This window comes from Schumannella sp. 10F1B-5-1 (assembly GCF_006517535.1).
Classification (GTDB): Bacteria; Actinomycetota; Actinomycetes; order Actinomycetales; family Microbacteriaceae; genus Schumannella.
This window is the reverse complement of sequence record NZ_VHQH01000038.1, coordinates 192,265-219,184: the sequence shown is the minus strand read 5'-3', so window position 1 is coordinate 219,184 and position 26,920 is coordinate 192,265. Positions and strand designations below refer to the sequence as shown.

29 protein-coding genes and 1 tRNA gene are annotated in these 26,920 nt (G+C 70.0%); 9 read left to right on the top strand and 21 right to left on the bottom strand.

Annotated elements, in window-relative coordinates; all coding sequences use genetic code 11:
* Window positions 1-7: 7 nt before the first annotated feature.
* Window positions 8-406 carry a DUF1801 domain-containing protein gene (locus FJ658_RS09980; protein ID WP_141145227.1) on the bottom strand — a complete coding sequence of 133 codons (399 nt, stop codon included), beginning with the start codon at window positions 404-406 and terminating at the stop codon, window positions 8-10.
* Window positions 407-575: 169 nt separating this feature from the next.
* Here FJ658_RS09980 and FJ658_RS09975 point away from each other — a divergent pair, with 169 nt between their 5' ends.
* A complete protein-coding gene (locus FJ658_RS09975; protein WP_141145226.1) occupies window positions 576-899 on the top strand; it encodes a hypothetical protein in 324 nt (107 codons plus the stop codon).
* 72 nt (window positions 900-971) lie between these two features.
* Here FJ658_RS09975 and FJ658_RS09970 read toward each other — a convergent pair whose 3' ends face one another.
* From FJ658_RS09970 to FJ658_RS09960, 3 genes are all read right to left on the bottom strand, one after another.
* Complete coding sequence (locus tag FJ658_RS09970; protein WP_370454789.1) at window positions 972-1,640, bottom strand: HAD-IA family hydrolase; 669 nt, start codon at window positions 1,638-1,640, stop codon at window positions 972-974.
* A 157-nt stretch (window positions 1,641-1,797) separates the two neighbouring features.
* On the bottom strand, window positions 1,798-1,965 hold the full coding sequence (locus FJ658_RS16155; RefSeq protein ID WP_181408411.1) for a hypothetical protein: 168 nt from the start codon (window positions 1,963-1,965) through the stop codon (window positions 1,798-1,800).
* A 229-nt stretch (window positions 1,966-2,194) separates the two neighbouring features.
* Window positions 2,195-2,782, bottom strand: coding sequence for a dihydrofolate reductase family protein (locus FJ658_RS09960; RefSeq protein ID WP_141145225.1), 588 nt, complete (start codon window positions 2,780-2,782; stop codon window positions 2,195-2,197).
* A gap of 179 nt (window positions 2,783-2,961) precedes the next feature.
* On the opposite strand from FJ658_RS09960, the gene FJ658_RS09955 reads away from it, so the two are divergent.
* Complete coding sequence (locus tag FJ658_RS09955) at window positions 2,962-3,282, top strand: biopolymer transporter Tol (RefSeq protein ID WP_141145224.1); 321 nt, start codon at window positions 2,962-2,964, stop codon at window positions 3,280-3,282.
* Between the two features lie 18 nt (window positions 3,283-3,300).
* Here the strand turns inward: FJ658_RS09955 and FJ658_RS09950 are convergent, their stop codons facing one another.
* The 7 genes from FJ658_RS09950 to FJ658_RS09925 form a co-directional block, all read right to left on the bottom strand.
* Window positions 3,301-3,933, bottom strand: coding sequence for a dihydrofolate reductase family protein (locus FJ658_RS09950; RefSeq protein ID WP_141145223.1), 633 nt, complete (start codon window positions 3,931-3,933; stop codon window positions 3,301-3,303).
* 70 nt (window positions 3,934-4,003) lie between these two features.
* On the bottom strand, window positions 4,004-4,180 hold the full coding sequence (locus tag FJ658_RS16150) for a hypothetical protein (protein ID WP_181408410.1): 177 nt from the start codon (window positions 4,178-4,180) through the stop codon (window positions 4,004-4,006).
* A 186-nt stretch (window positions 4,181-4,366) separates the two neighbouring features.
* On the bottom strand, window positions 4,367-5,581 hold the full coding sequence (locus FJ658_RS09945) for a DUF2254 domain-containing protein (RefSeq protein ID WP_181408409.1): 1,215 nt from the start codon (window positions 5,579-5,581) through the stop codon (window positions 4,367-4,369).
* Window positions 5,582-5,743: 162 nt separating this feature from the next.
* Complete coding sequence (locus tag FJ658_RS09940) at window positions 5,744-6,394, bottom strand: helix-turn-helix domain-containing protein (RefSeq protein WP_141145221.1); 651 nt, start codon at window positions 6,392-6,394, stop codon at window positions 5,744-5,746.
* 61 nt (window positions 6,395-6,455) lie between these two features.
* Window positions 6,456-6,914: a VOC family protein gene (locus FJ658_RS09935; RefSeq protein WP_141145220.1), complete on the bottom strand. Its 459-nt coding sequence runs from the start codon at window positions 6,912-6,914 to the stop codon at window positions 6,456-6,458.
* Between the two features lie 108 nt (window positions 6,915-7,022).
* Window positions 7,023-7,415 (bottom strand): hypothetical protein, encoded by a 393-nt coding sequence (locus FJ658_RS09930; RefSeq protein WP_141145219.1) that lies wholly within the window; start codon window positions 7,413-7,415, stop codon window positions 7,023-7,025.
* Window positions 7,416-7,570: 155 nt separating this feature from the next.
* A complete protein-coding gene (locus FJ658_RS09925) occupies window positions 7,571-7,867 on the bottom strand; it encodes a DUF2277 domain-containing protein (protein ID WP_141145218.1) in 297 nt (98 codons plus the stop codon).
* A 96-nt stretch (window positions 7,868-7,963) separates the two neighbouring features.
* Between FJ658_RS09925 and FJ658_RS16850 the strand changes: the two genes are divergently transcribed.
* Together FJ658_RS16850 and FJ658_RS09915 are read left to right on the top strand one after the other, a co-directional pair.
* Window positions 7,964-8,305 (top strand): DUF2510 domain-containing protein, encoded by a 342-nt coding sequence (locus tag FJ658_RS16850; protein WP_255447662.1) that lies wholly within the window; start codon window positions 7,964-7,966, stop codon window positions 8,303-8,305.
* A 58-nt stretch (window positions 8,306-8,363) separates the two neighbouring features.
* A complete protein-coding gene (locus FJ658_RS09915; RefSeq protein ID WP_141145217.1) occupies window positions 8,364-8,885 on the top strand; it encodes an adenine phosphoribosyltransferase in 522 nt (173 codons plus the stop codon).
* Between the two features lie 263 nt (window positions 8,886-9,148).
* Here the strand turns inward: FJ658_RS09915 and FJ658_RS09910 are convergent, their stop codons facing one another.
* The 3 genes from FJ658_RS09910 to FJ658_RS09895 form a co-directional block, all read right to left on the bottom strand.
* The gene (locus FJ658_RS09910) at window positions 9,149-13,459 is read right to left on the bottom strand and encodes an ATP-binding protein (protein ID WP_141145216.1); all 4,311 of its coding nucleotides are present in this window, start codon (window positions 13,457-13,459) and stop codon (window positions 9,149-9,151) included.
* A 569-nt stretch (window positions 13,460-14,028) separates the two neighbouring features.
* A tRNA-Ser gene (locus FJ658_RS09900) sits at window positions 14,029-14,118 on the bottom strand.
* A gap of 71 nt (window positions 14,119-14,189) precedes the next feature.
* Window positions 14,190-14,777: a hypothetical protein gene (locus FJ658_RS09895; protein ID WP_141145214.1), complete on the bottom strand. Its 588-nt coding sequence runs from the start codon at window positions 14,775-14,777 to the stop codon at window positions 14,190-14,192.
* 119 nt (window positions 14,778-14,896) lie between these two features.
* Between FJ658_RS09895 and FJ658_RS09890 the strand changes: the two genes are divergently transcribed.
* The 3 genes from FJ658_RS09890 (at window position 14,897) to radA (ending at window position 19,113) form a co-directional block, all read left to right on the top strand.
* Window positions 14,897-16,654 carry an HAD family acid phosphatase gene (locus FJ658_RS09890; RefSeq protein WP_255447661.1) on the top strand — a complete coding sequence of 586 codons (1,758 nt, stop codon included), beginning with the start codon at window positions 14,897-14,899 and terminating at the stop codon, window positions 16,652-16,654.
* Window positions 16,655-16,901: 247 nt separating this feature from the next.
* Entirely contained in the window at window positions 16,902-17,501 is a 600-nt protein-coding gene (locus tag FJ658_RS09885; RefSeq protein ID WP_181408408.1) for a hypothetical protein, read from the top strand.
* Between the two features lie 259 nt (window positions 17,502-17,760).
* Window positions 17,761-19,113, top strand: coding sequence for a DNA repair protein RadA (gene radA / locus FJ658_RS09880; protein WP_141145212.1), 1,353 nt, complete (start codon window positions 17,761-17,763; stop codon window positions 19,111-19,113).
* A 77-nt stretch (window positions 19,114-19,190) separates the two neighbouring features.
* On the opposite strand, the gene FJ658_RS09875 is transcribed toward radA, so the two are convergent.
* From FJ658_RS09875 to FJ658_RS09865, 3 genes are all read right to left on the bottom strand, one after another.
* A complete protein-coding gene (locus FJ658_RS09875) occupies window positions 19,191-19,817 on the bottom strand; it encodes a hypothetical protein (RefSeq protein WP_141145211.1) in 627 nt (208 codons plus the stop codon).
* A 99-nt stretch (window positions 19,818-19,916) separates the two neighbouring features.
* Entirely contained in the window at window positions 19,917-20,426 is a 510-nt protein-coding gene (locus FJ658_RS09870) for an amino-acid N-acetyltransferase (protein ID WP_141145210.1), read from the bottom strand.
* A gap of 248 nt (window positions 20,427-20,674) precedes the next feature.
* Window positions 20,675-23,203: an ATP-dependent Clp protease ATP-binding subunit gene (locus FJ658_RS09865; RefSeq protein ID WP_255447660.1), complete on the bottom strand. Its 2,529-nt coding sequence runs from the start codon at window positions 23,201-23,203 to the stop codon at window positions 20,675-20,677.
* A 191-nt stretch (window positions 23,204-23,394) separates the two neighbouring features.
* Here FJ658_RS09865 and FJ658_RS09860 point away from each other — a divergent pair, with 191 nt between their 5' ends.
* Window positions 23,395-23,595: a hypothetical protein gene (locus tag FJ658_RS09860; RefSeq protein WP_141145209.1), complete on the top strand. Its 201-nt coding sequence runs from the start codon at window positions 23,395-23,397 to the stop codon at window positions 23,593-23,595.
* The gene (locus FJ658_RS09855) at window positions 23,595-23,825 is read left to right on the top strand and encodes a helix-turn-helix transcriptional regulator (protein WP_141145208.1); all 231 of its coding nucleotides are present in this window, start codon (window positions 23,595-23,597) and stop codon (window positions 23,823-23,825) included. The genes FJ658_RS09860 and FJ658_RS09855 overlap by 1 nt, the downstream gene beginning before the upstream one ends.
* Before the next feature lie 68 nt (window positions 23,826-23,893).
* Here FJ658_RS09855 and FJ658_RS16145 read toward each other — a convergent pair whose 3' ends face one another.
* The 4 genes from FJ658_RS16145 to FJ658_RS09845 all read right to left on the bottom strand — a co-directional run bounded on the left by FJ658_RS16145 (window position 23,894) and on the right by FJ658_RS09845 (window position 26,872).
* Window positions 23,894-24,064: a hypothetical protein gene (locus FJ658_RS16145; RefSeq protein ID WP_181408407.1), complete on the bottom strand. Its 171-nt coding sequence runs from the start codon at window positions 24,062-24,064 to the stop codon at window positions 23,894-23,896.
* Between the two features lie 310 nt (window positions 24,065-24,374).
* A complete protein-coding gene (locus tag FJ658_RS16845; protein ID WP_255447659.1) occupies window positions 24,375-24,509 on the bottom strand; it encodes a hypothetical protein in 135 nt (44 codons plus the stop codon).
* A 9-nt stretch (window positions 24,510-24,518) separates the two neighbouring features.
* The gene (locus FJ658_RS09850) at window positions 24,519-25,778 is read right to left on the bottom strand and encodes a hypothetical protein (protein ID WP_141145207.1); all 1,260 of its coding nucleotides are present in this window, start codon (window positions 25,776-25,778) and stop codon (window positions 24,519-24,521) included.
* Window positions 25,775-26,872 carry a hypothetical protein gene (locus FJ658_RS09845; protein WP_141145206.1) on the bottom strand — a complete coding sequence of 366 codons (1,098 nt, stop codon included), beginning with the start codon at window positions 26,870-26,872 and terminating at the stop codon, window positions 25,775-25,777. The genes FJ658_RS09850 and FJ658_RS09845 overlap by 4 nt, the downstream gene beginning before the upstream one ends.
* Window positions 26,873-26,920 lie beyond the last annotated feature (48 nt).

Here is a 26,920-nt window from a genome sequence, read left to right as displayed (position 1 = left end):
GCTCAGATCAGGGGATGCTGACCCAGCGCGAGAGCAACGCGGCCAGCTCGACGCGGCGCGCGTCGGCCTCGGCGCCGCCCGGGTCGGGCACGACGAGCACCCCGCGGATGTCGCTCAGCCAGCGCACGAGTCCGGTCGGATCGTCGAGCACCGGGGCGGCGCCGCGGGTCTCGGGCCGATCGGCGCCGAGGTGCAGCACGACCTGCACGACGCCCTCGCGATTCTGCACGTTCATGGTCACGCGGTCGGCGTCGCCTCGGGCGTAGCTCGGCGCGTTCCACTTGATCGACTCGGTGAGGCGCGGTTCGACCTCGAGCAGCAGGGCGCGCATCCACTCGGCTCGGGCACGCCGGTCATCGTCGAGCGCGGCGAGGAAGTCGTCGACGCTGGCGTGCTTCGCAGGCATGGGCCGATCATCCCGAGCCGGATGCGCGCGCGTCAACGCGCACCGGCACCGCACCGCGGCGCCACGGCATCACCGCGCACCGATCAGCCCTCGCCGCTGTCGCCGGCCGGGCGTAGCATCGCCGCATCAGCGCGGCCGGGCGCTCGTCGACCCGACCACGAGGAGCCCGGTGCCCGTCAACAGCGACCCGCAAGACGGTGTGGATGCGGCGGCCCGCGCCCGCCGCGGCTACTCCGCCGACTGGCATCCCGTGCTCTCGGCCGACGAGGTCGAGCCGGGCACCTGGGTCATGCGGTCGCAGGTGCGCGACTACGCGATCATCCGGATGCTGCGCATCGGCGACGAGGTCGGCTACCGCGCCGTCACCTGGGCCGAGCGCAGCGCCGACCGGCGGCTCGTGGGCTACTACCGATCGCTGCGGGCGGCGTGCGCGGCGGCCCACCAGGTCTTCCTGGCCGGGCACGCGCGGGCGGGCGGGATCAACGGGCAATGACCGCCGAGCTGCGGCGTCGCGGGTCCGCGTCGCGGTTCCGCGGGTCCGCGGGTCCGCGTCTCGGACCGTCGCTCAGGGGCGCGAGAGCAGCCAGCGCGACACGCCGTCGGTCGCGCGGTCGACCGTCACCCCGGTGTAGTCGGCGAGGCGAACGAGCGGCTCGGTCGTCGCGGAGGCATGCGCGCCGACCACCACCGTGCGCGCGCCCGAGGCGACGGCGCTGAGCAGGCCGGCCTCGGCATCCTCGAACGCGGCGCAGTCGCCGGCGTCCACACCGAGAGCGGCGGCCGCCGCGAGATAGGCGTCGGGATGCGGCTTGCCGCGCTGCACGTCCTCCGCCGTCACCACGACCGGCGGCACGGCGACGCCCGCGGCGGCGAGGCGCACGAGCGCGAGGTCGCGCGGTGCGCTCGTGACGAGGGCGACCGGGGCGTGGAGCGCGAGCAGCGCATCCATCACGGCCGCCGCGCCGGGGATCTCGACGATGCCCGCCGTATCGGCGGTCTCGCGCCGCACCAGCTCGGCCGCGATCGCGCGCTGCTCGTCGTCGCTGCGCTCGGGCAGGAAGCGCCGCACGGTGTCAATCGCCTGCACGCCGTGCGACACCGCGAGGATCTCCGCGGCGTCGAGGTCGTAGGCGGCGGCGAAGTGGGCCCACTCCTGCTCGACCACGGCGTGCGAGTCGACGAGCGTGCCGTCCATGTCGAAGAGGAATCCGGCGGCGGTGATCTCGATCGGCACGCTCCGACGCTACCGGGCCGAGTCGGGCAAGCGGCTCAACCGAGTCCGTCGCTCGTCGCCGCGAGCAGCGGGCCCGAGCCGCCGCACGACGCCGTTGCGGATGTCCCACTCCAGAGCACGTCCCGCCTCGCGGTCGGTGAGGATCGAAGTGCCCATGTCAGCCGGATAGCCGCGGATGGTCTCGAGGATCTGCTGCGTTCACGACGACGGCCTCGCTGGCGCCGAGCTTGAGGTCGTCGACCTCGTTGCCGCTGATCGTCAGGTTCGTGATCGCGGCGCTCGCGTTCGTGCCGTAGACGGCGATGCCGTGCGCGTTCATGTCCATCGACCCCGTGGTGGCGTTGTCGTTGCCGAGGTGGTGAACGCGGCTGCCGCGTTCATGACGCGCGCAGCGGGAGTGCGCGCGAACCCGAACCGTCTCAAGGAGTTGCTGTCACAGGAGTGGCTCGTGTTGCTCACCAGCCACATCTGTGACAGCAACTCCTTGAGACGGTCGGTGGATGCGCGCCCCACGCCCCGAGAAAGTCGGCGGGGCCTTCGACGGAGGCCTGCGCTCAGCGCCGAACCGAGTACTGCGCGATGATCACGCCGGTCGTCGTCGCGACCGAGCGCTCGAGCCGCAGATCGCTGCGGTCGCCCTCGCCGAACAGCCGCGTGCCGGCGCCGAGCACGATCGGGTGGATCTGCAGCGTGTACTCGTCGACGAGCCCGGCGGCGTGCAGCGCGCGCACGAGCTCGCCGCTGCCGATGATCGAGATCGCGCCGTCGACCTCCTGCTTCAGCCGGCCGACCGTCTCGACCGCATCCCCCGCCAGCAGGGTCGAGCTCGGGAACGCGAGCGTCGTCGCGGGCGACCGCGAGACGACGTACTTGGATGCCGCGACCAGGTGGTCGGTGAACGGGTTCGGCTCGTCGACGGCGGTCCAGTGCCCGAGCACGTCGCGGTAGGTGCGGTGCCCGAAGAGCATCACGCCGCCCTGGCTCATGCCCTCGCTCATGAAGCGGAACGAGACGTCGTCCTGGTAGCCGTCGCCCCATCCGCCGCGGTCGAAGCCGCCGCGCGTGTCCTCATCGAGCCGCCCGAGCCCCTGCATGACGCCGTCGAGACTGACGCTCTCGGTCACGCTGAGGGATGCGGTCATCGGGTCCTCGCCTTCGGGTCGCCGGATGCGCGGGATGCGCGGCGCAGGTCGGCCGTGCCCGCCGGCGCTGGTCGTCCACCGTGCCGGTCGGCCGCCGCGCGCAGTCTTTCCAGACAACGCCGCCGCGCGCCTCCTGTCAATGCCTCGACGCGGCGCCGAACCGGGCGGATGATGCCCGCATGACCCCGCACCAGAGCGCCCGCGATCGAGACCTCGATCCTGCCGAGCGCTGGCTGATCGTCGACGGGCGGCGTTGGCGGCGCACCGACCCGATGCTCGATGCCGAGACCGTCGCGAGCCTGCGCTCGCAACTCGGGCGCGGGCGCGCGGCCGTGAAGTCGGCGAAGGCGGCCGACGACGATGCCGCTCTCGAGCAGGCGCGCCGACGCGTGCAGCTCGCGAAGCTCGGTCTCGGCGAGCGCGGCCCGTACTGGTGGGATCGCCCGGTGGCCGAGCGGCGCGAGCAGGCGCGGCACGCGCTCGACCTGCTGCACCGCTGAGGCGGCGGAGCGCGGCCCTCAGCCGCGCTCGCGCCGCAGCACGTGCAGCGTCACGCCCGACGCGAAGGGCCGCACCTCGAGGCGCTCGAGCGTCGTCGGCGGAAAGCCCTCGGGGAACAGCTTCTTGCCGGCGCCGAGCACGATCGGGTAGATCATCAGCCGGTACTCGTCGACGAGATCGTGCTCGGCGAGCGAGCGGATGAGACCCGAGCTGCCCCACACGCGGATCTCGCCGTCGGGCTGCTGCGGCGGCCGCGCCTTCAGCTCGGCGACCGCAGTCGCGAGGTCGGGCCCGAGCAGCTCGCTGTTCTTCCAGCTGAGGTCGGCATCCGTGAGGGTCGACGACGCGACGTGCTTCGTGACCCGGTTGTAGCGGCGGGTCAGCTCGCCCTCGAAGCCGGGTGCGTCCTCGGGCCACACACCCCAGGCGCCCTCCCAGATCTGGTAGGTCACGCGGCCGAGCAGCAGCGCCTCGGTGCGCGACTCCCACTCGCCGATCAGGGCGCCGCCCTCGTCGTCGCCGTGCTCGGCATCCCAGTCCATCGACCAGCCGCCGTGGGCGAAGCCGCCCTCGAGGTCCTCGTCGCTGCCGCCCGGCGCCTGCATCACGCCGTCGAGCGTGAGGAACTCCTGCACCACGATCCTGCCCATGCCGATCACATCCTCGTGTCTGGTGAGATGCGCTCAGAGTACGACGGTGGATGCGCGGCCGACAGTGCTCTCAGCGGGCCCGACGCGCTCCGAGGCCGACGCCGACGAGCACGGTCGCGAGCCCGAGGAACGTGACGGCGATCGCGACGGCCAGCACCGTCGCATCCATCGGCAGCATCGCGCACGCCGCGGGGCTGTCGTCGTAGGGGCACGTGCGCCAGGGCTGGAACAGGTAGACCAGCGACACGGCCGCCGATCGCCGCGACGACGACGCCCGACAGCAGCACTCGGCGAGCGGCCCTCATGCTCTCGAACCTAGGCGGATGCCAGGCGCAGCGGATCAGCCGCGAGGATGATCCGCTCACGATGCCGGGGCAGCCAGCGCGACGCCGTCGGCAGGGCGCACTCGGCTGAGTTCGCCAGCCGCACGACCTCAGCCCCGCGCCGCCTCGGCGACCAGCCGCCGCTCGACCGCGTCGAGGGCGCGGTCGGAGTAGCGCCGGGCTGTGCGCTGGGCATCGCGCAGCTCGGCGCGGTGCTCGGGTGCGCTCTCGCCCAGCATCCGGAGCGTCTTCTGCAGCCGCATCTGCACCTCGACCATGCCGGCGCCGTCGCGCGCGATCGGGCGGAAGGCATCCACCAGCAGCTCGTCGACGCCCGGCGCGGGCATCGACACGCGCGGGAACCGCACCTCGGTGTCGGGCTCGACCGCGAGGGCCTGCGCGAACACCCGGTGCAGCGCGGCGATGACCTCGATCGCGGTGCCGGGGTCGTTCGTCGATGGCGAGAGCGCCCGGCTCGCGATCTCGGCCAGAGCGATGACTCCGAGGCGCGGGTCCTGGTCGTAGCTGCGGTGCCGCTCGATCGTGAACGCGTGGCGGATGCGCGTCGCCAGATCGTCGTCGAGCCCGTCGCCGTCGGCGTCGCGGCGCGGAGCGCGATCGGTGCCGCGGGCGACGAACGCGACCGGCGACGACGGCCCCGCGATCGCGCCGGGGAGGGCGGCGATGTGGATGTCGAGGCCGGCATCCTCGGCGATGTCCGACAGCGTCTCGAGGTCGACGACGGTGACATAGCCGGTCGACTCGGCGAACACGGCGGTCGCGCCGCGCGCCGGGGCCGCGGCGATCCGCGCGCCGAGAGCGGGCTCCTTCGCCCAGCGCTGCAGCCCGGCGAGGGTGGCGGTCTCGACGCGGTCGATCACGTCGGACATGCGGCCGAAGTCGGAGAGGTGGCCGATCCAGCGCACCAGGGTTCCGACGATGATCGCGATGACGACCAGCGTGCCGCCGAACAGGATGGTGCGACCCGACGCCGAGTAGTAGCCGGTCGACAGCGCGATGATGCCGACCAGCGAGAACGCGAAGGCGCCGAGGAAGGTGGCGAGCGAGTTCTGCGAGGTCGGGTCCTGCACGAGCAGCTGGGTGGCGCGCGGCGTCGCGATCGACGTCGCCGACGAGTAAGCGGTGACCATCGTCGTCAGCGAGAAGGTGGTGACGGTCAGCATCGCCGTGGCGATGATCTGCAGGATCGAGCCGGCCGAGTCCTGGCCGAGGTCGAATCCGGCGTCGACGTGGATGAGCGGCCCGAGCAGTCCGGCGGCGAGGGCCAGCACGACTCCCGCGACCGTGAAGATCAGCGCGCGCACCCACACCCGTCGGGTGAGGAAGCGGAGGGCGGTTCTCAGAGCGGCGCGTACGACAACATTCTGTCGGCCGCGCCGGGCTCCCGACGCATCCGGCTGCCCGATGCGCCCCGCATCCCGCCGAGCGGCGCGCTGCGCGTCAGGCCGCCCGCCCCGACAGAGCCGTCAGGCCGCCAGATGGAACGTGCTCGCGAAGCGGTCGAGCAGCTCGCGCCGCCCGCCGAGCACCTCGATCACGCCGGTGTCGATCGCGCGGTCGGGGGCGAGCTCGCCCGAGATGAGGCGCCGGATGCCGGGCCCCGCCGCGAAGGAGAGGTCGACCGACGCGGCGAGCGCCGCATCCCGCGTCACCTCGAGCAATCCCCCGGCGACATGGATGCGCAGCTCCGCCCCCCCGAAGCGCGCGCCGTAGTCCGTGGCCGGCAGGCGCGCCGCGACGTCGGCCCGGAAGGCCGTTCGCAAAGCCATCGTCATCGAGTCGGGGGTGACGATCTGCTCGTCGCGCGGGTCGCCCATCGCCTTGAAGCCCCAGGTGCCGAGCGCGAGCACGACCGGCTCGAGCTCGCGACCGTAGTCGGTGAGCTCGTAGACGACGATGCGCGAGCGCGGTCCACGGCGGATGATGCCGGCCTCCTGCAGCTCCTTCAGCCGCGCGGCGAGGATGTTGCTCGGGATGCGCGGCAGGCCCGCCGCGAGCTCGCCGTAGCGGCGCGGCCCGACGAGCAGGTCGCGCACGATGAGCAGCGCCCAGCGCTCGCCCACGAGCTCGAGAGCTCGCGTGACGCCGCAGTACTGCCCGTACTCGCGCGCGGCCATGCCCGTCTGCCTTCCCTGCTGTTGTCCGGTGCCGGTACCGCTGCCGCCGTCGCCGGTCGGCTCAGGCCTGCGGCGCCGCGTCGGCCGGCGCGCTGTCGCTCATCGCGGCCTCGGGTCCCTGCGCGGCGGCGACCGGGTCCATCCACCCGAACTCGAGGATGTTGCCGTCGGGATCGGTGAGCTGGCGCTGGTACATGAAGCCGTAGTCCGAGGCCTCGCGCGCCTCGCTGCCGCCCGCGGCGAGCCCGGCGGCGACCACCGCATCCACGGCCTCGCGGCTGTTCTGGAACAGCGCGACGGCCACCGACGGGTTGGTCGCCGGGTCGCCGAGCGGCAGATCGGTGAAGGTCTGGAAGTACTCGCGCACGAGGATCATGAAGTAGCTGTGGTCTTCTTCGACGACGACGCAGGCGGCGTTGTGGTCGGTGAAGAGCGGGTTGATGCTGAAGCCGAGCGCCTCATAGAACGCCTTCGCGCGCTCCAGGTCGGTCACCGGCAGGTTGACGAACATCGTGGTCATCTCTGAACTCCTCGTATGGGTCCGCTGCCGGACGGCATGTGGACGGTGTACACACACTTGCAAAAAACAAGTGGGTGCGTCAAGAGGGAATCTCAGGCGGAGCGGAGCTCAGGCGCGGCGGCGGAAGTAGCCGTTCGCTCCCCCGACGAACGACAGCACGATCGCCAGCACATAGAACGCGATCGTGAACCACGAGGTGCCCTGCCCGTTCGAGCCGCTGTTGACGGCGCCGATGATCGCGAGGATGCCGATGATGGTCAGCAGGATGCGCGCCCAGTTGCGCCCCTGGGCGAACTTCACGAGCACGGCGATCTGCACGACCGCGATGATCAGCGCCACGATCGCGCCGCCGAGCAGCAGGGCACCCGAGGTGCCGCTGGCCGCCGCCGCGGCGCCGGCCGCTCCGAGGGCGACGAACCCGATGATCGCGCCGATGATGCCGAGGATCGCGGCGAGCACCCACAGGATGAGGGCGGCGGTGACGGTGCCGGGACGCGACATGAGGAGCTCCGATCCGACCGCGACGCGATGCGGCGCCCGCCGGGTCGACGGGGCTCGCGCGGCCTGAGCCGACGCTAGCGACGCGGGGCCGCGCATCCACGGGTCACCCAGTGCGCGCCCAGGTGGGCGTCGTCGCGCGACGGGCGAGCAGCCGGTCAGCCGGCGGCGGTGCGGATGCGCACCTCGCGCTCCATGCGCGCCTCGTGACGGGCGCGCCCCTTGACCGCCTCGGCCTCGCGGTTCTTCGGCGGCGCGTTCGTCACCAGGGCGTCGAGCAGGTGGCGCGTGGCGTGCGCGATCTCGTCGATCGCACGCTCGAACGCCTCGGTGTTCGCGCGGGAGGGATGCGTCGATCCGCTGACCTTGCGCACGAACTGCAACGCGGCCTCGCGCACCTCGTCATCGGTCGTCGGCGGCTCGAAGTTGTGGAGCACGCGGATGTTGCGGCACATGCCCGGGACGATACGCCGCGGCTCCGACGACATCCAAGCCTGCGCATCCACGCCCCCGAACGGGCGACTGCCGAGGGATGCTCGACGGTGACTAGCGTGTCGCCAGCGCGGCGGCGCGGAGGCGTCGCGCAGTGGACCGATCAGCGCCAGCCCGCCGCCCCGATCGACAGCCCGTCGGCGCTGATCGACCACATCCGGGCGGATGCCGTGGCCGGCGGCCAGGCGCGCCCCGCCGCGAACGGCATGAACTACGTCGTGCTCAAGGAGAAGCTGTGGGGCACCGGCTCGGGCAACCTCACCGAGCTCGAGAAGGCCATCAACGCGCAGGCCTCGCTCGGCTACCGACTGCACACCATCAGCACCGCCTCGTCGGGCAGCAAGGGGCTCGCCGGCGGCGACCGCATCCAGGCGACGATGGTGTTCGAGAAGCTGACTTGAGACGACGCGTGCCCTAGCGCCGTTCGTGAGCATCGGGATGCTCGCCTAGCCTGCGGGGATGAGCTCCGCCGCTGACCTGCTTCGCACCCTGATGCGCGAGACCCCCGACTTCCCCGAGCCGGGGATCGTGTTCCGCGACCTGACGCCGGTGCTCGCCGACGGCCCGGCGCTCGCTGCGCTGGCCGACGAACTGGCGGCGCCGTTCGGCGGCGGCTACGACATCGTCGCGGGCGTGGAAGCGCGCGGCTTCCCGCTGGCGGCGGCGATCGCGGCACGCACCGGACGCGGCACCCTGCTCGTGCGGAAGGCGGGCAAGCTCCCCGCGCCGGTGCTCAGCGAGCACTACGGGCTCGAGTACGGCACCGACACGATCGAGGTGTCCGCCGGACTCCTTCCGCCCGGAACCCGGGTGCTCCTCGTCGACGACGTGCTCGCCACGGGTGGCACCCTCGCTGCCGCGCACCGTCTCATCCAGTCGGCGGGATGGGTCGTCGCCGGCACCGCGGTCGCGCTCGAGCTCGGCGACCTCGACGGACGAGCTCGGCTCGGCGCGCCTGTGCATGTCGTGCTGACCGTGTAGCGCAGCACGGCCGTGACGATGCGAAAGGCCCCGATCCTCGTGAGGATCGGGGCCTTTCGACTGGCGGTACCGGTGGGATTTGAACCCGAATCCCACGCACGCGAGTTGCGCTGCTCGGCGAAGTTCGCATCGATTTCGCTATCGCACGGTCACACGAAATGACGTGCGTTGAGGCGCGTTCCCGGCGATTTGTGTCCAATCTGTTCCTGGCGGAGCAAGGCCAGCTTGTGTGTCCATCGATGAGAGTTCCGGCGGGAGAGGATCTATCTCTCAGACCGCGCAAGCGCCTCATCGAGTCCATACGAGGGGTGCTTCAATAGCTCGTCGAGAGCATCCAGCAAGGCCGACGAGTCGTCCCCTGACCCACGTTGAGCGAGTCCTCGGAGAATGACAGCGGCAAGCTCAGCCGCTTCGAAACCCCGAAGGGAGGGACCCTCCTCGACCTGGTTGGTTACCGCCACAGTCAGTGCAACAACGAGATCATCCACGCGTTCGCGAGCCTGGGACAGTAGCCGAATAGTCCCATGGAGGTCGGAGCTTGCAGCCGGCGAGTCGAGCAGATCCCGGATCAACCCCGACGCTCGAAGGAAGGAATCTGCGTCCACGCTGCGCACGAATGACGCCGCTGCATTCCGCACTTCAGCGGAGGAATGGTGAAATAGCTGACCGAGCGATTCGGACGCGAGTTGCGGATTGTCGGCGACGACGACCCGCGCAGCGCAGACCCTTGCCACGGCTTCGCTCGTTTCTTCGTCTGCGTTTAGGAGTAACCACCGGAGCGCGTCTTCGCGGTTCCATTCGAGCGCACCGAACGCCACTACGATCGCCGCGCCGATACGCGTCTTCGGATTCGGCGACTCGGTTGCGCGAAGGCACACCTCCATGACGCGATCCGCATCAACGTATCCCCAGGCGAGGCACAAGGACTGGACTGGGCCAAAGGCGAGCATCTCCGGGTGGTGGTCGAGCATCTCGTTTGCAGTTTTGGCCGCGTCGTCCGGGTGAGTGCGCATCACCGCACGGACCAATTCCGACGCCATTACCCGAACTGGTAGAGCAGGATCCCGCGCCAACTCGGCCATCGCGCCGAGGCAAAGCTCTGCGCGACGAGATCCCAAGTTTGCGTAGATAAGCCCTGCCAACGCCTCGCACAACGAACCGCGCGCCGTGTTCAAACCCGAGGTCACAACATCTGATATCGTCGCGCCGTCCTCGGTCGAGCTGCGGATTCGAATCCCATCGTCGCCCGGTGCAGGATCGCTCGACGTAACGGCTCGATCAGCAAGGGTCGAGACGAGATCGTCAGGGACATCTTCTCGGACCTTCTGCAGCGCAAACCCAAGCCATCGGTCGACTGCGGGCGCCCTGCGTTCCGCTGACCATCGAACTGCCCGGAACACCTCATTGGGGTCGTCAATGGTTGTCGATTCGCCAAGCCCGAGGAGAATATCGGCCAGATAGGCCGGATTGATCGAGTCATCAATTCTCAATGCGAGTCGCGCGAAGCGGGCGGGATCCTTCACCGTCTGCGCCCGTAGAACCTGCCCTAGTTCGTGCAGCCCACCTCGCTCGAGGGCCACTCGCTCCTCTTCCTTATAGCGACGCATGGCGTTCAGCCAGTGACGGTCATTCATGCGGTCCGCGCGATCCGCATCGATTGGAGACTCGACCGAGTAGCTAAAGATTCCGCGCGGAGGCCTAGGCGTCGCCCCGAACTTTCTCTGGTATTCGGCGAGTCTTCGCGCCCCGGTCTGAGACAGGCGGCCTTCTGGAATGGCGGAAAGCAGGTCATACGCGAATCGACCGTTCGGCCGCCGTTGCCCCGGGAGGTTCAAATCGCGGACAAGATCTTCAATCTCCGATAGATCACTATCGCTGAAAAAACGAATTGAAGCGGCCAACAGGTCGCGCGAAATCCATACCGGACTGTCGTAGTACCCGAGCGTCAGAACGAGGGCATTTCCTCGCAAGAGCTCGCTCGACTCGCTGTGAAAGTGTTGCGGGGCCGACGTGTACACCTTTGCAATCAGAGTCAGGAGGTCCGTGTTCCTAGTGCCGACGAACGGTTCCAGTAGCGACAGCACTTCCGCGGGGTCTTGCTGTCCCAACCGCACCAGTGCGCTCAGCGTCGACTCCCAGATGGCCTCGCCTCGACTGTCCCGACTGTGCGCATTCACAAACCCACTGACGAACGATGGATCCGGGGACTGGGAAAACCCGTAGTCGTCAGCCACGCGGCCCAGGGCGTCGATGAAGGGGAGGGTCAGAGTGGCGAACTCTCGAGGTCGTTGTTCCGCCAGCCACTGTGCGAAGTCATCCAGGCCGTCATCATGAGCGGCCAACGCTGCCACGCGTCCCAGGCTGTCTGTTCGCTCGTCCGAAAGCGCCCCAAGGAGGTACCCGCGAAGCACCGCGAGGCCGATCTCGGTGTCCGCGACCTGATGAACCAGCAGCCACCATGCCTGCGCGGTGTCCTCAAAGAGGACTCCCTGTTCTGCGGCAGTCAGAACCAGTCGACGCGCCCTGGTCTCTTTGAGGAATGGTTCGGCGTGTAAGACACTCCGGATCGCGTGAAGTCGCTCATCGGGCTTCATCGCCCGGATGAGCTGCACGGCTCGGGCCGGATTCTCAAACGCATGAGCGACGAGCGCGCGCTGGCCGTTCGGGTCACGAGCCGAGAGCCACCGGTCGAGCAAACCCCGCCGGTCCAGCAGCTCAGCCCACCTGTACATACCCCACGCCGGCGAGCACCGCACTTGAAGATCATCGTCCGCGAGCGCAAGAAGAAGGAGACCGAGTTCGTCGTCTCCGGGTTGACGATCGTCGATCAGCACAGATATGGCTGCCTGCTTCAGATGAAATCGCACCCATCCAGAGAAGAGGACTAGTCGCATTTCTTGGTTATAGGCGGCGCGGTCTACGAAACGAAGATGGGTAAGCACTTGTCGCAGTTGTCCCCGGACGAACAGTCCCTGGTCCGCGCGCAGAAGCTCCTCCAGCGGGCGTCCTTGGCGAACCCAACGTCGAGCAAACGAATAGTCAAAGAAGGACTCGTGGAAAAACCCGACCAATGGACCGTCACGCACCAAGACCCGCTCCGAGACCAAGACGTCTGCATCAGCCGCGAGGGCGCCCTCGTCAAAGATGTGCGCATGCACTGCTAGGCGTCGGGAGGCTGCGATCTTGGACGCCAAAAGATCGACGACATCGACGAACCTCGTGCCGCGTCGACGCGCCTCGACTTCGCGCCGCTTCGCGTCCCAGAACGCCTCGAGCAACTCATGGTCGGAGTTCCATCCCAACCCAGACATTCTTGCGTTCAGATACATAGTCAGGTTGATCGGTGCGCGCAGGATCTCGCGTTGGGTCGCCGACAATGCATCCGGGTCGACCTCGCACGCGCGGAGGACAGATGCGACCTGCTCTTCCTCGAGCTGCCGCATTACGACGGTGGGAGTCGCATCGCCTTTGTCTAGCTGTCGTAGTCGGCTGTCGTTCTCCAGGTCGAAGCTCCTGCAGACAATGACCACCCTCATCTGCGGGAAGGCTCCTGCTTCGACTAGCAGGTCGAGTAGCCGGTCAAAGCCTTCCGGTGCACGTCCAGACACGAGACTGACCGCATCGGCCTGCTCGATGACCAGCAGGCACTCGCGCCCCGCGGCCGCTGCTCCGAGCGTTGCCACCGGAGACTCAGTGAGCCCGAGCGCCGCGCCGACAGAGGAGGTCGTCGACCAGTCTTCGATTCGATCGAGTCGCAGGGGAAGGACTGCGACGTCGGCCGCTTGGAGTCGACGTGTGACTTGTTGAGCCACGACGCTCTTTCCGCTTCCAGCATCCCCGACCAAGAATGTGATCTTCGAGTGGGATACGGCCGCCAATATCTCATTGGCCTCTGTCCGCTCGATACCAGGCTCGAACATCTGTGCAACGACGGCCTGCGACCAAGAAGTCGCATGAGATTCTGCATCGAGACTCGGTGTTCGACCGCCCGCGGCGCTGAGCCCTGACTTGTTCAGACGGCGAATCAGCCGGCCACGATCGAGCGGCACGCCCAACTCGTGAAGAGCGATGTCTTGAAGAGCGGCACTGGTCAGCCGGCCTTCACCGGAGATCAACACCCGCGAGAGAGTCAAATTGTCCGTCACAAGCTGTGCTGGATCGATCGTCCGAAACTCACACCCGCGCAAGGTTTCCCAGGCGACGGTGGAAGAACCGAGGGCCGTGGACACGGCAGTGAAGCCCTCAACCAACTTCTGGCTTGTGAGCTGCCCAAGCACGAACCGATCCACGTCGTCGCTTCGACGAGCGCGTTGGGCTAGCTCCTGAGCGAGCGGCGCGGGAGTCGACGAGACGAAAACAAACTTGCGATGCGCAGCAACGTGCGAGGCAGCCGAGGACCAAATGCTTTCAGCCTCAAGCGCCGACAGAGTCCATGACGTCTGGATTCCGTTCTGAAGTTTGACCTGGTGAGCCTCGACTTCGCCGGCCGCCCCAACAAGAAACTCGACGCCCTCACCGTTGACTAGCGGCTCGATCTCGATCCACTCAGCGACTCCCGAGAGCACGGAGAACATCTGACGGACTGTCCATCTGGCCTCAAAGAGATTTCCGAGCTTGTCGGCTTCTCCGCCCGCTCTTGGCGCCAACCGCCTGCACCCCTCTCGCGCCGTTCGACTCAAGTTCGGGCAGCCGAAATCCGACGAAGCTCGGTGTCTGGCGCCGCACTAGTCCGATCCTCCGTCATCATGGCCCCATCGGAGTCAAGCAACTCCGCGCATGCATAAAAGCTCCGTGCCGGACAACGATGAGGCCGCGGCCCACGTCGAGCCCTCCGATGCCGCAATTGCAAGGGCAGGTGCCCTCACAGCCGCTGCACTTGAGCGAATCGCGATCGAAGACGGAACGTTTCTCGGTCTCCGAGCCCAGGGTGAGTCGTGGGAGGCAGGCAATCTCGAATCGCACAGGTGCCAGCGTCGAGCGCATCTACGCAGATCTGTTTGACGACCATCTCGACGCCGTCGCTACGGCCCTCGACGCTGCGCGTGCCGCGCGGTCTGTGTCCAAAGTGTGGCCATAAGACGGCTACTAGAGAGCGAAGACCCCCTGAGATCCCCGGAATTCCGGTGATCTAGGGGGCCTTCGGTGGCGGTACCGGTGGGATTTGAACCCACGGATGGCTTGCACCATCACATGTTTTCGAGACATGCTCCTTCGGCCGCTCGGACACGGTACCGCCGACGAGTCTAGCCCAGACGCGAGGGTGCTCGTGACCGCGGGCGACGAGAGACGCCGGCCGCGCATCCGTCAGCCGTCGAGCTCGTGGAAGTCGATCTCCCGAGACCCGTCACCGACCGCGCGCGTCTGCGACGGCGAGCAGCCCTGGCTCTCGTACGTCCAGTCGGCGAGAGCCTCCGTAGTCGGCTTGCGATCAAGCCGCAGAACGAAGCAGACGTGAGCAGGATGCTTCCCACCAACCGCGAGCACGGTCGCGAAGCGCGTCGAGACGCCGTCCGGCGAGACCTGCGCGGGTCCGTAGGCGAGGCCGTCGACGTCGAGGTCGGCGAGAGCCGTGCCCGCGTCGGGGAGGCCGGCCACCGCATCCGCGAACGGATATCCGCGGTCGGCGCGCAGCCCCTCGTCGATCGCGTCGTTGAGCGCGAACATGCGGGTCAGGGTCGCGTCGTCGACCGACGACCCGCCCTGGAGCGATGGGTCGACGCCGCCGCTCTCCCGTTCCTCCCGATAGCGCACATACGCGGATGCCAGCAGGAAGAGGAACACCAAGATGGCCAGGATCGCCAGCAGAGTGAACATCGCCGCCCGATCGCGACCCGCCTCCTCCTCGAGGCGCCGACCTCGCGCGAACTCGCGCCCGTCCTGGTCGTCATCCACCTTTCGAAGCTAGCTGTCGCACCCGCCGCTCGACTCCGGCGCAGCACGGGTCTAGGTTCGGTCGCGGCCCCCGTTCGGGGGCCACGCGACCACCCGACTGCACACCCAGGGAGAGTTCCGTGTCGTTCCTGCGTTCTCGCACCAGCCGCACCACCGCATCCACCGCCGCCCGCAGCGCCATCGCGCTCGCACTCGGGCTCGGCGTCGCCCTCGCCGGCGCGACGACCGCGCAGGCGCACGGCAGCGACCACGGGGGCGGCTACGGCGGAGGCGGCTCGGGCGGCAGCAGCGGCCACGGCGGCTGGCAGGGCGGCTCCCCCACCTGGCCCGGCTCCGGCTGGGGCGTCGACGACAGCAAGCTCACCCCGCGCACCACCTTCACGATGGCGCCCGACGGCTCGAGCGGCGCGACGCAGGGCGGCGAGGGCATCCCGAACATCGACAGCGTCAAGAAGACGATCGCGACCTACTACGGCGACCCCGGCACCGGCATCGCGAACAAGACCGACTCGCCCTACATCCGCGAGATGGATGCGCTGACCGCCGCCGAGACCGCGAAGCTGAAGCCCGCCTACGATGCCGCGATCGCCGCGGGCCAGAAGCCGGCGATCGTGCTCGATGCCGACGACACCACGCTCTGGACCTACGACATGGAGGTCGCGGACATGAAGTTCGTCTTCGACCCGGCCGAGCAGGACGTGTGGGTTCAGGATCAGCGCTTCCCGGCCACGCCCGGCATGCTCGCCTACGTCAAGGCCGCACACGACCTCGGCTTCACGATCTTCGGCCTCACCGGCCGCAACGACGACCAGAAGGATGCCACGGTCGGCAACCTCGACAAGCTCGGCTACGAGGGCTTCAGCACCCAGAACTTCTTCACGAAGTGGACCGGCGTGGGCGCCTCCCAGCAGCCCGACTACATCAGCTGCGCCGCGGCGAAGTGCACGACCGTGGAGTACAAGGCCGGCACGCGCAAGCACATCGAGCAGGACCTCGGCTACACGATCACGGTCAACCTGGGCGACCAGTTCAGCGACCTGCAGGGCGGCTTCGCCGAGCGCGCCGTCAAGCTGCCGAACCCGACCTATTACCTCCCGTCGACGAACCTGCCGGGCGTGAGCGAGCCGAACCTGGCGCCGCGCACGCAGTTCACGATGGCGCCCGACGGCTCGAGCGGGGCGACGCAGGGCGGCGAGGGCATCCCGAACATCGACAGCGTCAAGTCGACGATCTACACCTACTACGGCGACCCCGGCACGGGCATCGCGAACAAGACCGACTCGCCCTACATCCGCGAGCTGCGCTCGATCGTGTCGAAGCAGATCCCCCGCGTCGCGGCCGCCTGCTACCTGGGCGCGAAGCTGCACAAGAACCCGGCCATCGTGCTGGATGCCGACGACACCACTTTGTGGACGTACGACATGGAGGTCGCCGACATGAAGTTCGTCTTCGACCCGGCCGAGCAGGACGTCTGGGTGCAGGACCAGCGCTTCCCCGCCACGCCGAGCATGCAGTCGCTCGTCTCGGTCGCGAAGAAGGCCGGCTGCACGATCGTCGGCCTCACCGGGCGCAACGACGACCAGAAGGATGCGACCATCGCCAACCTGGCGAAGGTCGGCTACTCCGGATTCACCGCCGAGAACTACTACACGAAGTGGACCGGGGTCGGGGCGTCGCAGCAGCCGTCGTACATCCACTGCGCCGCGGCGAAGTGCACGACCGTCGAGTACAAGTCGCAGACCCGCGCGCACGTGCAGGCGAAGGACGGCGGCAAGCACACGATCGTCGCGAACTTCGGCGACCAGTACAGCGACCTGCTCGGCGGCTCGTCGCTGAGCGCGGTCAAGCTGCCTAACCCGACGTACTACCTGCCGTGATCCGCTGACACGGGATCGTGAGTTGCCCACTTCCGCGGCTTGTCGTCGACGAGGTACCGCGGAAGTGGGCAAGTCACGTATTCCGGGTGGCGCACGCATCCCCCTGGCCGGTGGATGCGCATCTCCGCGTCGAGCATCCGCTCACGAGCCTCGGGGTGGTGGCGCACCGGGCGCATAGGTTTCACCGAGACTCGGTTCCTACCTTCGAGACATGCCCGAACGACGGGCTTGGATCTCGGAGGACAGCATGGACGAGCAGGACCGCCGGAGTGGTGATCCGGCGCAGGACGCCGCCGTGCAGCCCGAGGTCCGGGTGGGCGACACCGCCCCGGAGAGCGGAGTGCAGCCGCCGACCGGAGCCGAGTCGGAGACCGCGCCCCAGATCGCCGGCGAGCAGCCAGCGGCCGGGGCCGCGGCGACCGACACGACGTCGCCCCTCCCGCAGGCGGTGGCCGGGCCGACACTGACGCTCTCGCAGAGGGCGAAGAAGTATCGGGTCCCGGCCGCCGCCTCCGCAATCGCCCTCGTCGTCGGCGCCTTCGTCGGCGGCGCGATCGGCTACGGCATCCCGCGAGGCGTGGATGCGGTGAACACGGGCCAGTTCGGTCCCGGCTCGACGACCGGCTACGACAGCCAGAACGGCTTCGGCGGGCCCGGCGGCCAGAGCGGGACCGGCGGGCAGCAGGGCGGCCCCGGCTCGGGTCAGGGCTTCGGCCCGGGATCCGGCCAGATGCCCGGCGCTCCCGGCCAGGACGACTCGAGCAGCGGCTCGGGCGACGACAGCAGCGGCTTCGACTCGAGCGACGACTCGGGTTCGAGCGGCAGCTCCAGCGGGTCGAACACCTGACGCGCATCCACCTGACTCGCGCGAGGGTCGGAGACCACCCCGCGCACCCCAGAACTGAACAGAGCTTCCGCGGTCACGGATCGCGCGCGACACAGGGCATCTCCCCCATATGGCCCGCGTCGCGAAGGGTCCTTCGACCGCGGAAACCCGGAGCGCCGGCACACCGAGACAGTGCCGGCGCTCCGTCATTCGAGGCCGCCGACGCCGGAGCCGTGGATGCCCCGCAGCCGACGTCGGCGGCCTCGCCTAGCCTGATCGCATGGCCCGCCCCGCACCCTCCGCGTATGTCTGCTCCGAGTGCGGCTGGGCGGGCGCGAAGTGGATGGGCCGCTGCCCCGAGTGCCAGGCCTGGGGCACCGTGATCGAGCGGGATGCGCCCCGCGCAGCGGTCGCGCCGGCCCGCGTCAGCGAGGCGCGCGCCGCCCGCCCCATCACCCAGCTCGGCACGAGCGAGGTCGTGCGCTCCCCCAGCGGCATCGCCGAGTTCGACCGCGTGCTCGGCGGGGGCGTGGTGCCCGGCGCCGCGATCCTGCTGAGCGGCGAGCCCGGCGTCGGCAAGTCGACGCTGCTGCTCGAGGTCGCGTCGCGCGCGGCGCGCGCCGGGCAGCGCGTGCTCTACGTCAGCGCCGAGGAGTCGGCGTCGCAGGTGCGGCTGCGCGCCGAGCGCACGAACGCGCTGCACGACGAGCTCTATCTGGCGAGCGAGACCGACCTGGCGACCATCCTGGGCCAGGTGGATGCGGTGCGCCCCCAGCTGCTCATCGTCGACTCGGTGCAGACGGTGTCGTCGGCCCTGAGCGACGGCGCCGCCGGCCAGCCGGCGCAGGTGCGCGAGGTGGCGGGCACGCTCATCCGTGTGGCGAAGGAGCGCGACCTGCCCGTGCTGCTCGTCGGCCACGTCACGAAAGACGGCTCGATCGCCGGGCCGCGGCTGCTCGAGCACCTGGTGGATGTCGTGTGCAGCTTCGAGGGCGACCGCCAGACCGCGCTGCGCTTCGTGCGCGCACTCAAGAACCGCTTCGGCCCGACCGACGAGGTCGGCTGCTTCGAGATGACCGGCGACGGCATCGCCGAGGTGCCCGACCCCTCGGGCCTCTTCCTGTCGCGGGCGGCGACGCCGGTCAGCGGAACCTGCGTCACGATCGCGGTCGAGGGCCGCCGCGCGATCCCGGTCGAGGTGCAGGCGCTCATCGTCGGCTCGCAGGCGCCGCAGCCGAGACGGGTCGTCAACGGGGTCGACGCCTCGCGGGTGGCGATGCTGCTCGCGGTGCTCGAGCGCCGCTGCGGGCTCAAGCTGTCGACGGCCGACGTCTACGTCTCGACGGTGGGCGGCATCCGCCTCACCGAGCCCGGCGCCGACCTGGCGATCGCGCTCGCGATCGCCAGCGCCTACCGCGACAAGGCGCTGCCGCACGAGCTCGCGGCGGTGGGCGAGATCTCGCTCGCGGGCGAGATCCGCCCGGTCAGCTCGGCGAAGCAGCGCGTGCAGGAGGGGCGTCGACTCGGATACACGACCCTGCTCGACTCCTCGGCCGGGCCGCTGCGAGATGCGCTGGGCCGCGCCTTCCGCAACGCCGTCGCCGAGGCGCGCCCCGACATCCCGGAGTTCTGAGCCTCGGCTCGACCGGTCGCACTGGTCGACCTGGAGCCGAGACGCGGCGCTCAGGCGCAGGTTTCCGGCGCGGGTGCTCAGTTGAGCAGGAAGATCTTCGTCTCCGACTCGAGGTCGCCCAGCTTCACCTGCAGGCGGTAGGTCGCGCCGCCGGCGATCGCCGGGGTGCGCGAGGTCTGGTCGCAGGTCGCCGGGTCGGAGCGCGTCCGGTCCCAGGCGAGCGGCGTCGTCGAGAGCGTCTCGCCGGCCTTGATCGTGCGCACGTCGTTCGTGGCGTCGCTCTGGCAGTCCTTCGAGTCCCAGATGCGGTCCTCGCCCGAGGTGATGATGTACTCCTGCACCGCGGTGCCGACGTCGACGCTGCACGCCGTGGCGCTGGAGTTCGTGATCGACATCGACAGCTGCGGCTGCTGCTCGCCGCCGTAGCTCGACGCATCCAGCACGGCCTCGATCTTGACCGTCGACGGGGCGCAGGCGGCGACGTCGCCGTCGGCGGGTGCGCCGCTCGGGTCGAGGTCCTGCAGGCCCTTGCTCGTGCTCGGCGACGGCGAGGGCGACACGTCGGAGACGTCGCGCGCGTCGCCGCGCGGCCACACGATCAGCAGGATGACGATGATGACGACGGCGAGCCCGCCGAAGACCACGAGACGGCGACGGCGGTAGACCGACGGCGGCTGCGATCGCGGACTCTCGGGCGTCGACATGGCCACAGGGTAGGCCCGCTCGCGGCGCGACCCGGGAGGGCGCGCGCGAGTTCGGCAACGGCCCAGCGGCGGCGGTCGGCGGCGACGCGCCTCGCAGGCTCAGACCAGCGTCTTGAGCATCCGGGTGTTGCCGAGGGTGTTCTGCTTGACACGGGCGAGGTCGAGGAACTCGGCGACGCCGTCGTCGGTCGAGCGCACCAGCTCGGCGTAGACGTCGGGCGGCACGACGCCCTCGCCGATCGGCGTGAATCCGTGTCGGCCGAAGAACTCGGTCTCGAAGGTGAGGCAGAACAGGCGCGTCAGCCCGAGCTCCAGGGCGTCCTGCTCGAGCCGGTCGAGGATGGCGTGGCCGATGCCGGCGCCCCGCCACGAGTCGGCGGCGGCGAGGGTGCGCACCTCGCCCAGGTCCTCCCACATGACGTGCAGGGCGCCGCATCCCAGCAGCTCGCCGTCGGCCGCCTCGGCGACCCGGAACTCCTGCACCGCCTCGTAGAGCACCACGCGCTCCTTGCCGAGCAGGATGCGCGACTGCACCAGCGGCTCGATCAGCTCGAGGATGCGGGGCACGTCGGTCGTGCGCGCGCGGCGCACGGAGAACTCGGAGGGCACCGCTCAAGCCTAGGACCGCCTCGAGGGTGGCCACGAATGCCCGCGACGCGCCGCCCCACGCGCACGTTTCTGGCCACCCCGAGGTCGAGGGTGGCCACGAATGCCCGAAACACGCCGCCGCGCGCGAGCATCTCCGGCCACCCTCGAGATCGCGCCCGCACACGAGAACGGGGCGGGAACCCGAAGGTCCCCGCCCCGTTCCGGAGCGGATCAGTGGATGCGCGGCGCGAGCGCCCCGCATCCGTCGACTACGCCGACGCCGAGCCCTCGACCGAGCCCGACGGAGCCGCGCCCGCGCCGGCGCCGGCCGGAGCCGCCGCCTCGGTCAGCTCACGACCCGGCTGACGGCCCGTCGAGAAGACGAACTCGCCGTCCTTCAGGTCGACCTGCACGTGGTCGCCGGCGACGAGCCGGTTGTGCAGGATCTCCTCCGAGAGCCGGTCCTCGATCTCGTGCTGCACCGCGCGGCGCAGCGGTCGGGCGCCCAGCGTGGGCTCCCAGCCGATCTCGATCAGGCGCACCTGCGCGGCATCCGAGACCTCGATCGTCATGTCGCGGTCGAGCAGACGCTCCGAGAGGCGCTTGAGGAACAGCGTGACGATCTGCTTCAGCTCGTCCTGCGAGAGCTGCGGGAACACGATCGTCTCGTCGACGCGGTTCAGGAACTCCGGCTTGAAGTGCTTCTTCAGCTCCTCGACCACCTTGGCGCGCATGGCCCGGTAGCTGTTCTCGACGTTGCCCTCGAGCGTGAAGCCGACGGGGCCGCCGGTGATGTCCTTCGTGCCGAGGTTCGTGGTCATGATGATCACGGTGTTCTTGAAGTCGACGACGCGACCCTGGCCATCCGTCAGACGTCCCTCCTCCAGGATCTGGAGGAGCGAGTTGAAGATGTCGGGGTGCGCCTTCTCGATCTCGTCGAAGAGCACGACCGAGAACGGCTTGCGGCGCACCTTCTCGGTGAGCTGACCGCCCTCCTCGAAGCCGACGAAGCCGGGAGGGGCTCCGAACAGGCGCGAGACGGTGTGCTTCTCGCCGTACTCCGACATGTCGAGCGAGATCAGCGCGCCCTCGTCGTCGAACAGGAACTCGGCGAGCGCCTTGGCGAGCTCGGTCTTCCCGACGCCCGTGGGGCCGGCGAAGATGAACGAGCCCGAGGGGCGCTTCGGGTCCTTGAGGCCGGCGCGGGTGCGGCGGATCGTCTTGGCGAGGACCGAGATGGCCTCCTCCTGGCCGATGACCCGCTCGTGCAGGGCCTTCTCCATGAAGATGAGGCGCGAGCTCTCCTCCTCGGTGAGCTTGAACACCGGGATGCCGGTGGCGTTCGCCAGCACCTCGGCGATGACGCCCTCGTCGACGGTGCCGCTGGCGGCCACGTCACCCGAGCGCCACTGCTTCTCGAGGCGCAGCCGCTCGCCGAGCAGCTTCTTCTCCTCGTCACGCAGGCTCGCGGCCTTCTCGAAGTCCTGGTCCTCGATCGCCGACTCCTTGCCGACGCGAACCTCGGCGATCTTGTCGTCGAACTCGCGCAGCTCCGGCGGCGCCGACAGGATCGACAGGCGCAGGCGGGCGCCGGCCTCGTCGATCAGGTCGATGGCCTTGTCGGGCAGGAAGCGGTCGCTCACGTAGCGGTCGGCGAGGTTCGCCGCCGCGACGAGCGCGCCATCCGTGATCGACACCTTGTGGAAGGCCTCGTACTTGTCGCGGAGTCCCTTGAGGATGTTGATCGTGTGCGGCAGCGAGGGCTCGTGCACGTGCACCGGCTGGAAGCGGCGCTCGAGGGCCGCATCCTTCTCGAAGTGCTTGCGGTACTCGTCGAGCGTGGTCGCGCCGATCGTCTGCAGCTCGCCGCGGGCCAGCATCGGCTTCAGGATGCTGGCGGCGTCGATCGCGCCCTCGGCGGCACCCGCGCCGACGAGCGTGTGGATCTCGTCGATGAAGGTGATGATGTCGCCGCGGGTGCGGATCTCCTTGGTGACCTTCTTGAGGCGCTCCTCGAAGTCACCGCGGTAGCGGGAGCCGGCGATGAGCGAGCCGAGGTCGAGCGTGTAGAGCTGCTTGTCCTTCAGCGTCTCGGGCACGTCGCCGCGCACGATCGCCTGGGCGAGGCCCTCGACGACGGCGGTCTTGCCGACGCCGGGCTCGCCGATCAGCACGGGGTTGTTCTTCGAGCGGCGGGAGAGGATCTGCATGACCCGCTCCATCTCCTTCTCGCGCCCGATGACCGGGTCGAGCTTGCCGTCGCGGGCGAGCTGCGTGTAGTTGCGCCCGAACTGGTCGAGGATCTGCGATCCCTTGTCGGGGGCCTGGTCGTTGCCGCCGACGGCGACCTGCTCCTTGCCCTGGTAGCCGCTGAGCAGCTGGATGACCTGCTGGCGCACGCGGTTGAGGTCGGCGCCGAGCTTGACCAGCACCTGGGCGGCGACGCCCTCGCCCTCGCGGATGAGGCCGAGCAGGATGTGCTCGGTGCCGATGTAGCTGTGGCCGAGCTGCAGCGCCTCGCGCAGGCTCAGCTCGAGCACCTTCTTGGCGCGCGGGGTGAAGGGGATGTGGCCGGTCGGCTGCTGCTGACCCTGGCCGATGATGTCCTGCACCTGCTCGCGCACGGCATCCAGGGAGATGCCGAGCGACTCCAGCGCCTTGGCGGCGACGCCCTCGCCCTCGTGGATGAGGCCCAGCAGGATGTGCTCGGTGCCGATGTAGTTGTGGTTGAGAAGCTTCGCCTCTTCCTGGGCGAGCACCACGACCCGTCGGGCCCGGTCGGTGAATCTCTCGAACATGTCCACTCCTCCGGCGCCGCACACGGAGGCGGCGCCGATACGAAAGAGAGTAACCAGGGGCCGGGGCGGTTCCTGCCCCTGTTCGCCGTGGGCGTGAACGGGGTCGCGCGGGGTCACGCGAGCGGGCGTCCACGGTTGCGTGACTTATCGATACTCGTTAAGTTAACGACAGTCGATAAGGAGATCCGACGATGGAATCATTCAGCGGAGCGCACCTGCTCCTCATCCTGGCCGTGCTCGTCGTGCTCGCCGCCGCCGTGGTCGGGGTCGTGCTCTTGGTCGCCCGCCTCGCCCGCCCGTCCGACCCCGAGCGACTTCGCCTCGAGCGCGAGGCCGCCGAGCAGCGCGCCCGAGCCGAGCGCGCGGAGCGCGACAGCGACGGCCTGGTCTGATGGCGCCGGCCGACCCGGACGACGAGGCGGGACGCATCCACTGCCGACTCGACGAGCTGCTGGTCGAGCGCGGCATGACGCTCACGCGCCTGAGCGAGCTCGTCGGGGTGTCGCTCGTGAACCTCAGCGTGCTGAAGAACGACCGCGCGCGGGCGATCCGCTTCTCGACGCTGACCGCGATCTGCGACGCGCTCGACTGCGAGGTGGGCGAGCTGCTCGTCGTGCGCTGAGCGCGAGTCCGGCGACCTGACGGCGAGCTGGACCGCTGGGCGACGAGGCTGCGAGCGCGGCCGGGCGACTACTCGACGGGCGGCAGGCCCAGGCGCGCGCGCTCCTCGGCCTCGATGCGGTTGTAGACCTTGCGCTCGGTGCGGTCGGCGCGGATGATCGCGCGGATCGTGAACCAGAAGATGCCGCCGACCACGAGCGTCGGCAGGATCGACAGCAGCGCGGTGTTCCAGGGGCTCATGCGCACAGGATATCCCGGCGTGGATGCACCCGATCTGCGAGCGAGCGGCGTCGCGGCCGTCGCGGCCTCGGGCCGGATGACGGGCACCTGCGCTGCACGCTCGGCTCGTCGCCGCACGAGGTCGCCGCCGACCGACGACGCCGTGCTCGGGCTCGCGTCCCCGCCCGGCGAGCGCCGCAGGTCGGGGCGCTCGCGGTGCTCGCGGCTCACCGGCCGACGCCGAACGCCCAGGCGACGGCGATGACGGCGACGATCAGCACGAGTCCGGCGATCGCGATGAAGCGCGAGGTCTTGCGATCCACGGCCGACCTCAGAAGTCGCCGCGGGCGATCATGCCCGAGATGCCCGAGATGATGAGCCAGACCGCGACGGCCGCGACACCCACCCAGACGAGGATGCGGGTCATGCTGGGCTTCTGGGGTCCGTCGCCCTTCGGGTCGCTCACACCGCAACCCTAACCGGCGGAGCGGTCGCTCTCCGCCGCACGGGCGGCACGACGCCGGCGTGCGGCCCGCTTCGCCGACGCGCGCTCCGGATCGCGCGGGTCGGGGTCGCGGTGGTCGATGCGACGCGCCAGCTCCCGCAGCTCGGGCAGCACCCGGCGCATCCGCTGCTCGCTGGCTTCGGCGAGGCTGAGCACGAAGACCTCGTCGTCGACCGCGAAGGCGAAGTCGGCGCGCGCCGGACCGTCGGCCTGCAGGTCGGGGGCGCGGTGCGCCGGCCCGCCCGTCTCGCCTGCCTCGGCCGTGGGAAGCGGCCCGACCCGGCGGTAGGCCGCGACGCCCTGCACCCCGCTGCGCGTCGTGAACGAGTGGATGCGCGGCGCCGGCCGCTCGTCGGCCGACACCATCCACGGGCCGGGCTCGAGGCCGCGCAGCTGCTCGCGCGGCACGACGCGGCTGTAGGCGATGAACGGGTCGTCCCAGCGGGCGAAGGCGACGTAGCAGTCGACGTCGTTCGCGGCGCCGAAGGCGATCGCCTGGTGCAGCGCGGCGGTCACGGCGGCGCGCTCGGGGTCGCCGAACGGGGTCGCGCGCGCAGCCGCGGTCGACGACGCCCCTGGCCGCGACGCCGAGCCCGACGCCGACGCCGACGGGGCGGTCGTCGCCGGGGCCCGCTCGATCTCGGCGACGACGTGCGCGATCCACGGCTCGGGCTGCGGCAGGCGCGGCACCTCGATCCACTCGAGCGGCGCATCCAGCACGAAGCCCGGCCCTGAGGGAGCGAAGCGGTCGAAGGCGAAGCGCGGCAGCCGGATGAGCGCGCGCTGCCGCTTCGGCGTCGGCGGCTTGGGCGTGGGCTTCTTGGTGCGGGTGGAGGCGAGCACGGCGACGCCGAAGCTCAGCAGGGCGACCAGCGCATAGGGCCCGCCCGAGGAGCCGAAGGGCACCTGGCCGGAGGTGACGAAGCAGGTCACGCCCCAGACGCCGGCGAAGGCCGCGATCCCGCCGGGCGTGATGCCGAGCAGCACCCGCCCCTGCGCCGGGGTGCCGACGTTGCGCCGCCCGGGCGTCCAGGTGACGAAGGTCAGCACGAGCAGCGCCGCCGGAACGAGCAGGAACGCGAACCACGGCATCGGTCCGAACCCGATCGCGCCCCCGACGGTGGTGCCGACCGGGCCGACGAGAACCGCGACACCGGCGACGACGACGATCGCGACGGCGGCGACGCGGCCGACGGCGCGGTCGCGCGCGAGCTGGGCGGAGGAGATCATGCGCGGAACACGAGCGATCGGGCCAGCAGCTTCACGTCGTGGAGCACGCGGCGCTGATCGGCGACCGAGCGGGCCTCGTGCGAGATCACGGCGACCTCGCCCTGGCGCGCGAACGCGAAGTCGGAGCGCGCCGGCCCGTCGTCGAGCCCCTCCGCCGGAGTCGCGTAGTCGACGCGTCGGTAGGCGGCGACGCCCGCGAGGCCACTGCGGGTCGTGATGGCGCGCGCCGCGGCCGGAGCCGGCACCCGATCTGCGGCGGTGAGCCATGTCGCGAGCGGAACCCCGTCGAGCAACGATTCGTCGATCACCCGCCACGTGACCACGACCGGGCGGTCCCAGCTCTCGAATCCGAGCAGCACGTGCACCTGCGGGTCGCGGTCGGCGAGCTCCAGCGCCGCGGCGAGCGACGATCCGACGTGAGCGCGTTCGGCGTCGGCGAGCGGATGCGACTGGTCCAGCTCGCCGAGCACGTGATCGATCCAGCTCTGCTCCCGGTCCAGCCGGGGGATCTCGATCCAGTCGGCCGACGGGCGCAGCGCGAATCCCCGCGACTCGGGGCGGAACCGCTCGAACGCGAGACGCGGCAGCGGCTGCAGCGATCGTCGGCGCGCCGCGGCGGGCGCGACATCGGCCGCGCCGTCCGACGCGCCGCCGGACGCTGCAGCGCGACGGCCGATCGCCACCGCGGCCGAGACCGCCACCGCGATCGAGGCGACCGCGACCACGACGTACGGCGCGGTCGCCGCGCCGAATGGCACGACCCGGGATGCGGCGAGCGAGGTCGCCGCCCATCCCCAGGCGAGCACCGACACCGGAAGAGGGCCCGCGCCGACCAGGTAGCCGCCGGACTGCCACGCTCCCGCGACGCGATGACGCGGCGTCCAGCCCAGGACGAGCAGAGCGGCCTCGGCGACGACGATCAGCGCGAACCACGGCCATGACGGGGGCGTCGCCGTGCGGGTGACCAGCATGGCGATCCCCCAGGCCGGTCCGAGCAGGATCGCGGCCACACCCACGACGACCGTGACCGCCGCGCCGATCCGAGCCGGCCGACTCGGCTGCGCAGCCGGGCTGCGCCGGGTCGGGGTGGGCATCCCGTCATTCTGCCGCAGGGGATCCGTGCCCCCGCGATCCACGCGGGC

What these genes read in the sequence shown, in the direction of transcription:
- FJ658_RS16155 (WP_181408411.1), bottom strand. Translation starts at nt 1,965, where the DNA reads ATGGACATGAACGCGCACGGCATCGCCGTCTACGGCACGAACGCGAGC.
- FJ658_RS09855 (WP_141145208.1), top strand. Translation starts at nt 23,595, where the DNA reads ATGGCGCCGGCCGACCCGGACGACGAGGCGGGACGCATCCACTGCCGA.
- FJ658_RS09935 (WP_141145220.1), bottom strand. Translation starts at nt 6,914, where the DNA reads ATGACCACGATGTTCGTCAACCTGCCGGTGACCGACCTGGAGCGCGCG.
- FJ658_RS09955 (WP_141145224.1), top strand. Translation starts at nt 2,962, where the DNA reads ATGACCCCGCACCAGAGCGCCCGCGATCGAGACCTCGATCCTGCCGAG.
- FJ658_RS09980 (WP_141145227.1), bottom strand. Translation starts at nt 406, where the DNA reads ATGCCTGCGAAGCACGCCAGCGTCGACGACTTCCTCGCCGCGCTCGAC.
- FJ658_RS09915 (WP_141145217.1), top strand. Translation starts at nt 8,364, where the DNA reads ATGAGCTCCGCCGCTGACCTGCTTCGCACCCTGATGCGCGAGACCCCC.
- FJ658_RS09885 (WP_181408408.1), top strand. Translation starts at nt 16,902, where the DNA reads ATGGACGAGCAGGACCGCCGGAGTGGTGATCCGGCGCAGGACGCCGCC.
- FJ658_RS09875 (WP_141145211.1), bottom strand. Translation starts at nt 19,817, where the DNA reads ATGTCGACGCCCGAGAGTCCGCGATCGCAGCCGCCGTCGGTCTACCGC.
- FJ658_RS09850 (WP_141145207.1), bottom strand. Translation starts at nt 25,778, where the DNA reads ATGATCTCCTCCGCCCAGCTCGCGCGCGACCGCGCCGTCGGCCGCGTC.
- FJ658_RS16145 (WP_181408407.1), bottom strand. Translation starts at nt 24,064, where the DNA reads ATGAGCCCCTGGAACACCGCGCTGCTGTCGATCCTGCCGACGCTCGTG.
- radA (WP_141145212.1), top strand. Translation starts at nt 17,761, where the DNA reads ATGGCCCGCCCCGCACCCTCCGCGTATGTCTGCTCCGAGTGCGGCTGG.
- FJ658_RS09950 (WP_141145223.1), bottom strand. Translation starts at nt 3,933, where the DNA reads ATGGGCAGGATCGTGGTGCAGGAGTTCCTCACGCTCGACGGCGTGATG.
- FJ658_RS09910 (WP_141145216.1), bottom strand. Translation starts at nt 13,459, where the DNA reads ATGTTCTCCGTGCTCTCGGGAGTCGCTGAGTGGATCGAGATCGAGCCG.
- FJ658_RS09845 (WP_141145206.1), bottom strand. Translation starts at nt 26,872, where the DNA reads ATGCCCACCCCGACCCGGCGCAGCCCGGCTGCGCAGCCGAGTCGGCCG.
- FJ658_RS09860 (WP_141145209.1), top strand. Translation starts at nt 23,395, where the DNA reads ATGGAATCATTCAGCGGAGCGCACCTGCTCCTCATCCTGGCCGTGCTC.
- FJ658_RS09865 (WP_255447660.1), bottom strand. Translation starts at nt 23,203, where the DNA reads ATGTTCGAGAGATTCACCGACCGGGCCCGACGGGTCGTGGTGCTCGCC.
- FJ658_RS09960 (WP_141145225.1), bottom strand. Translation starts at nt 2,782, where the DNA reads ATGACCGCATCCCTCAGCGTGACCGAGAGCGTCAGTCTCGACGGCGTC.
- FJ658_RS09940 (WP_141145221.1), bottom strand. Translation starts at nt 6,394, where the DNA reads ATGGCCGCGCGCGAGTACGGGCAGTACTGCGGCGTCACGCGAGCTCTC.
- FJ658_RS09925 (WP_141145218.1), bottom strand. Translation starts at nt 7,867, where the DNA reads ATGTGCCGCAACATCCGCGTGCTCCACAACTTCGAGCCGCCGACGACC.
- FJ658_RS09930 (WP_141145219.1), bottom strand. Translation starts at nt 7,415, where the DNA reads ATGTCGCGTCCCGGCACCGTCACCGCCGCCCTCATCCTGTGGGTGCTC.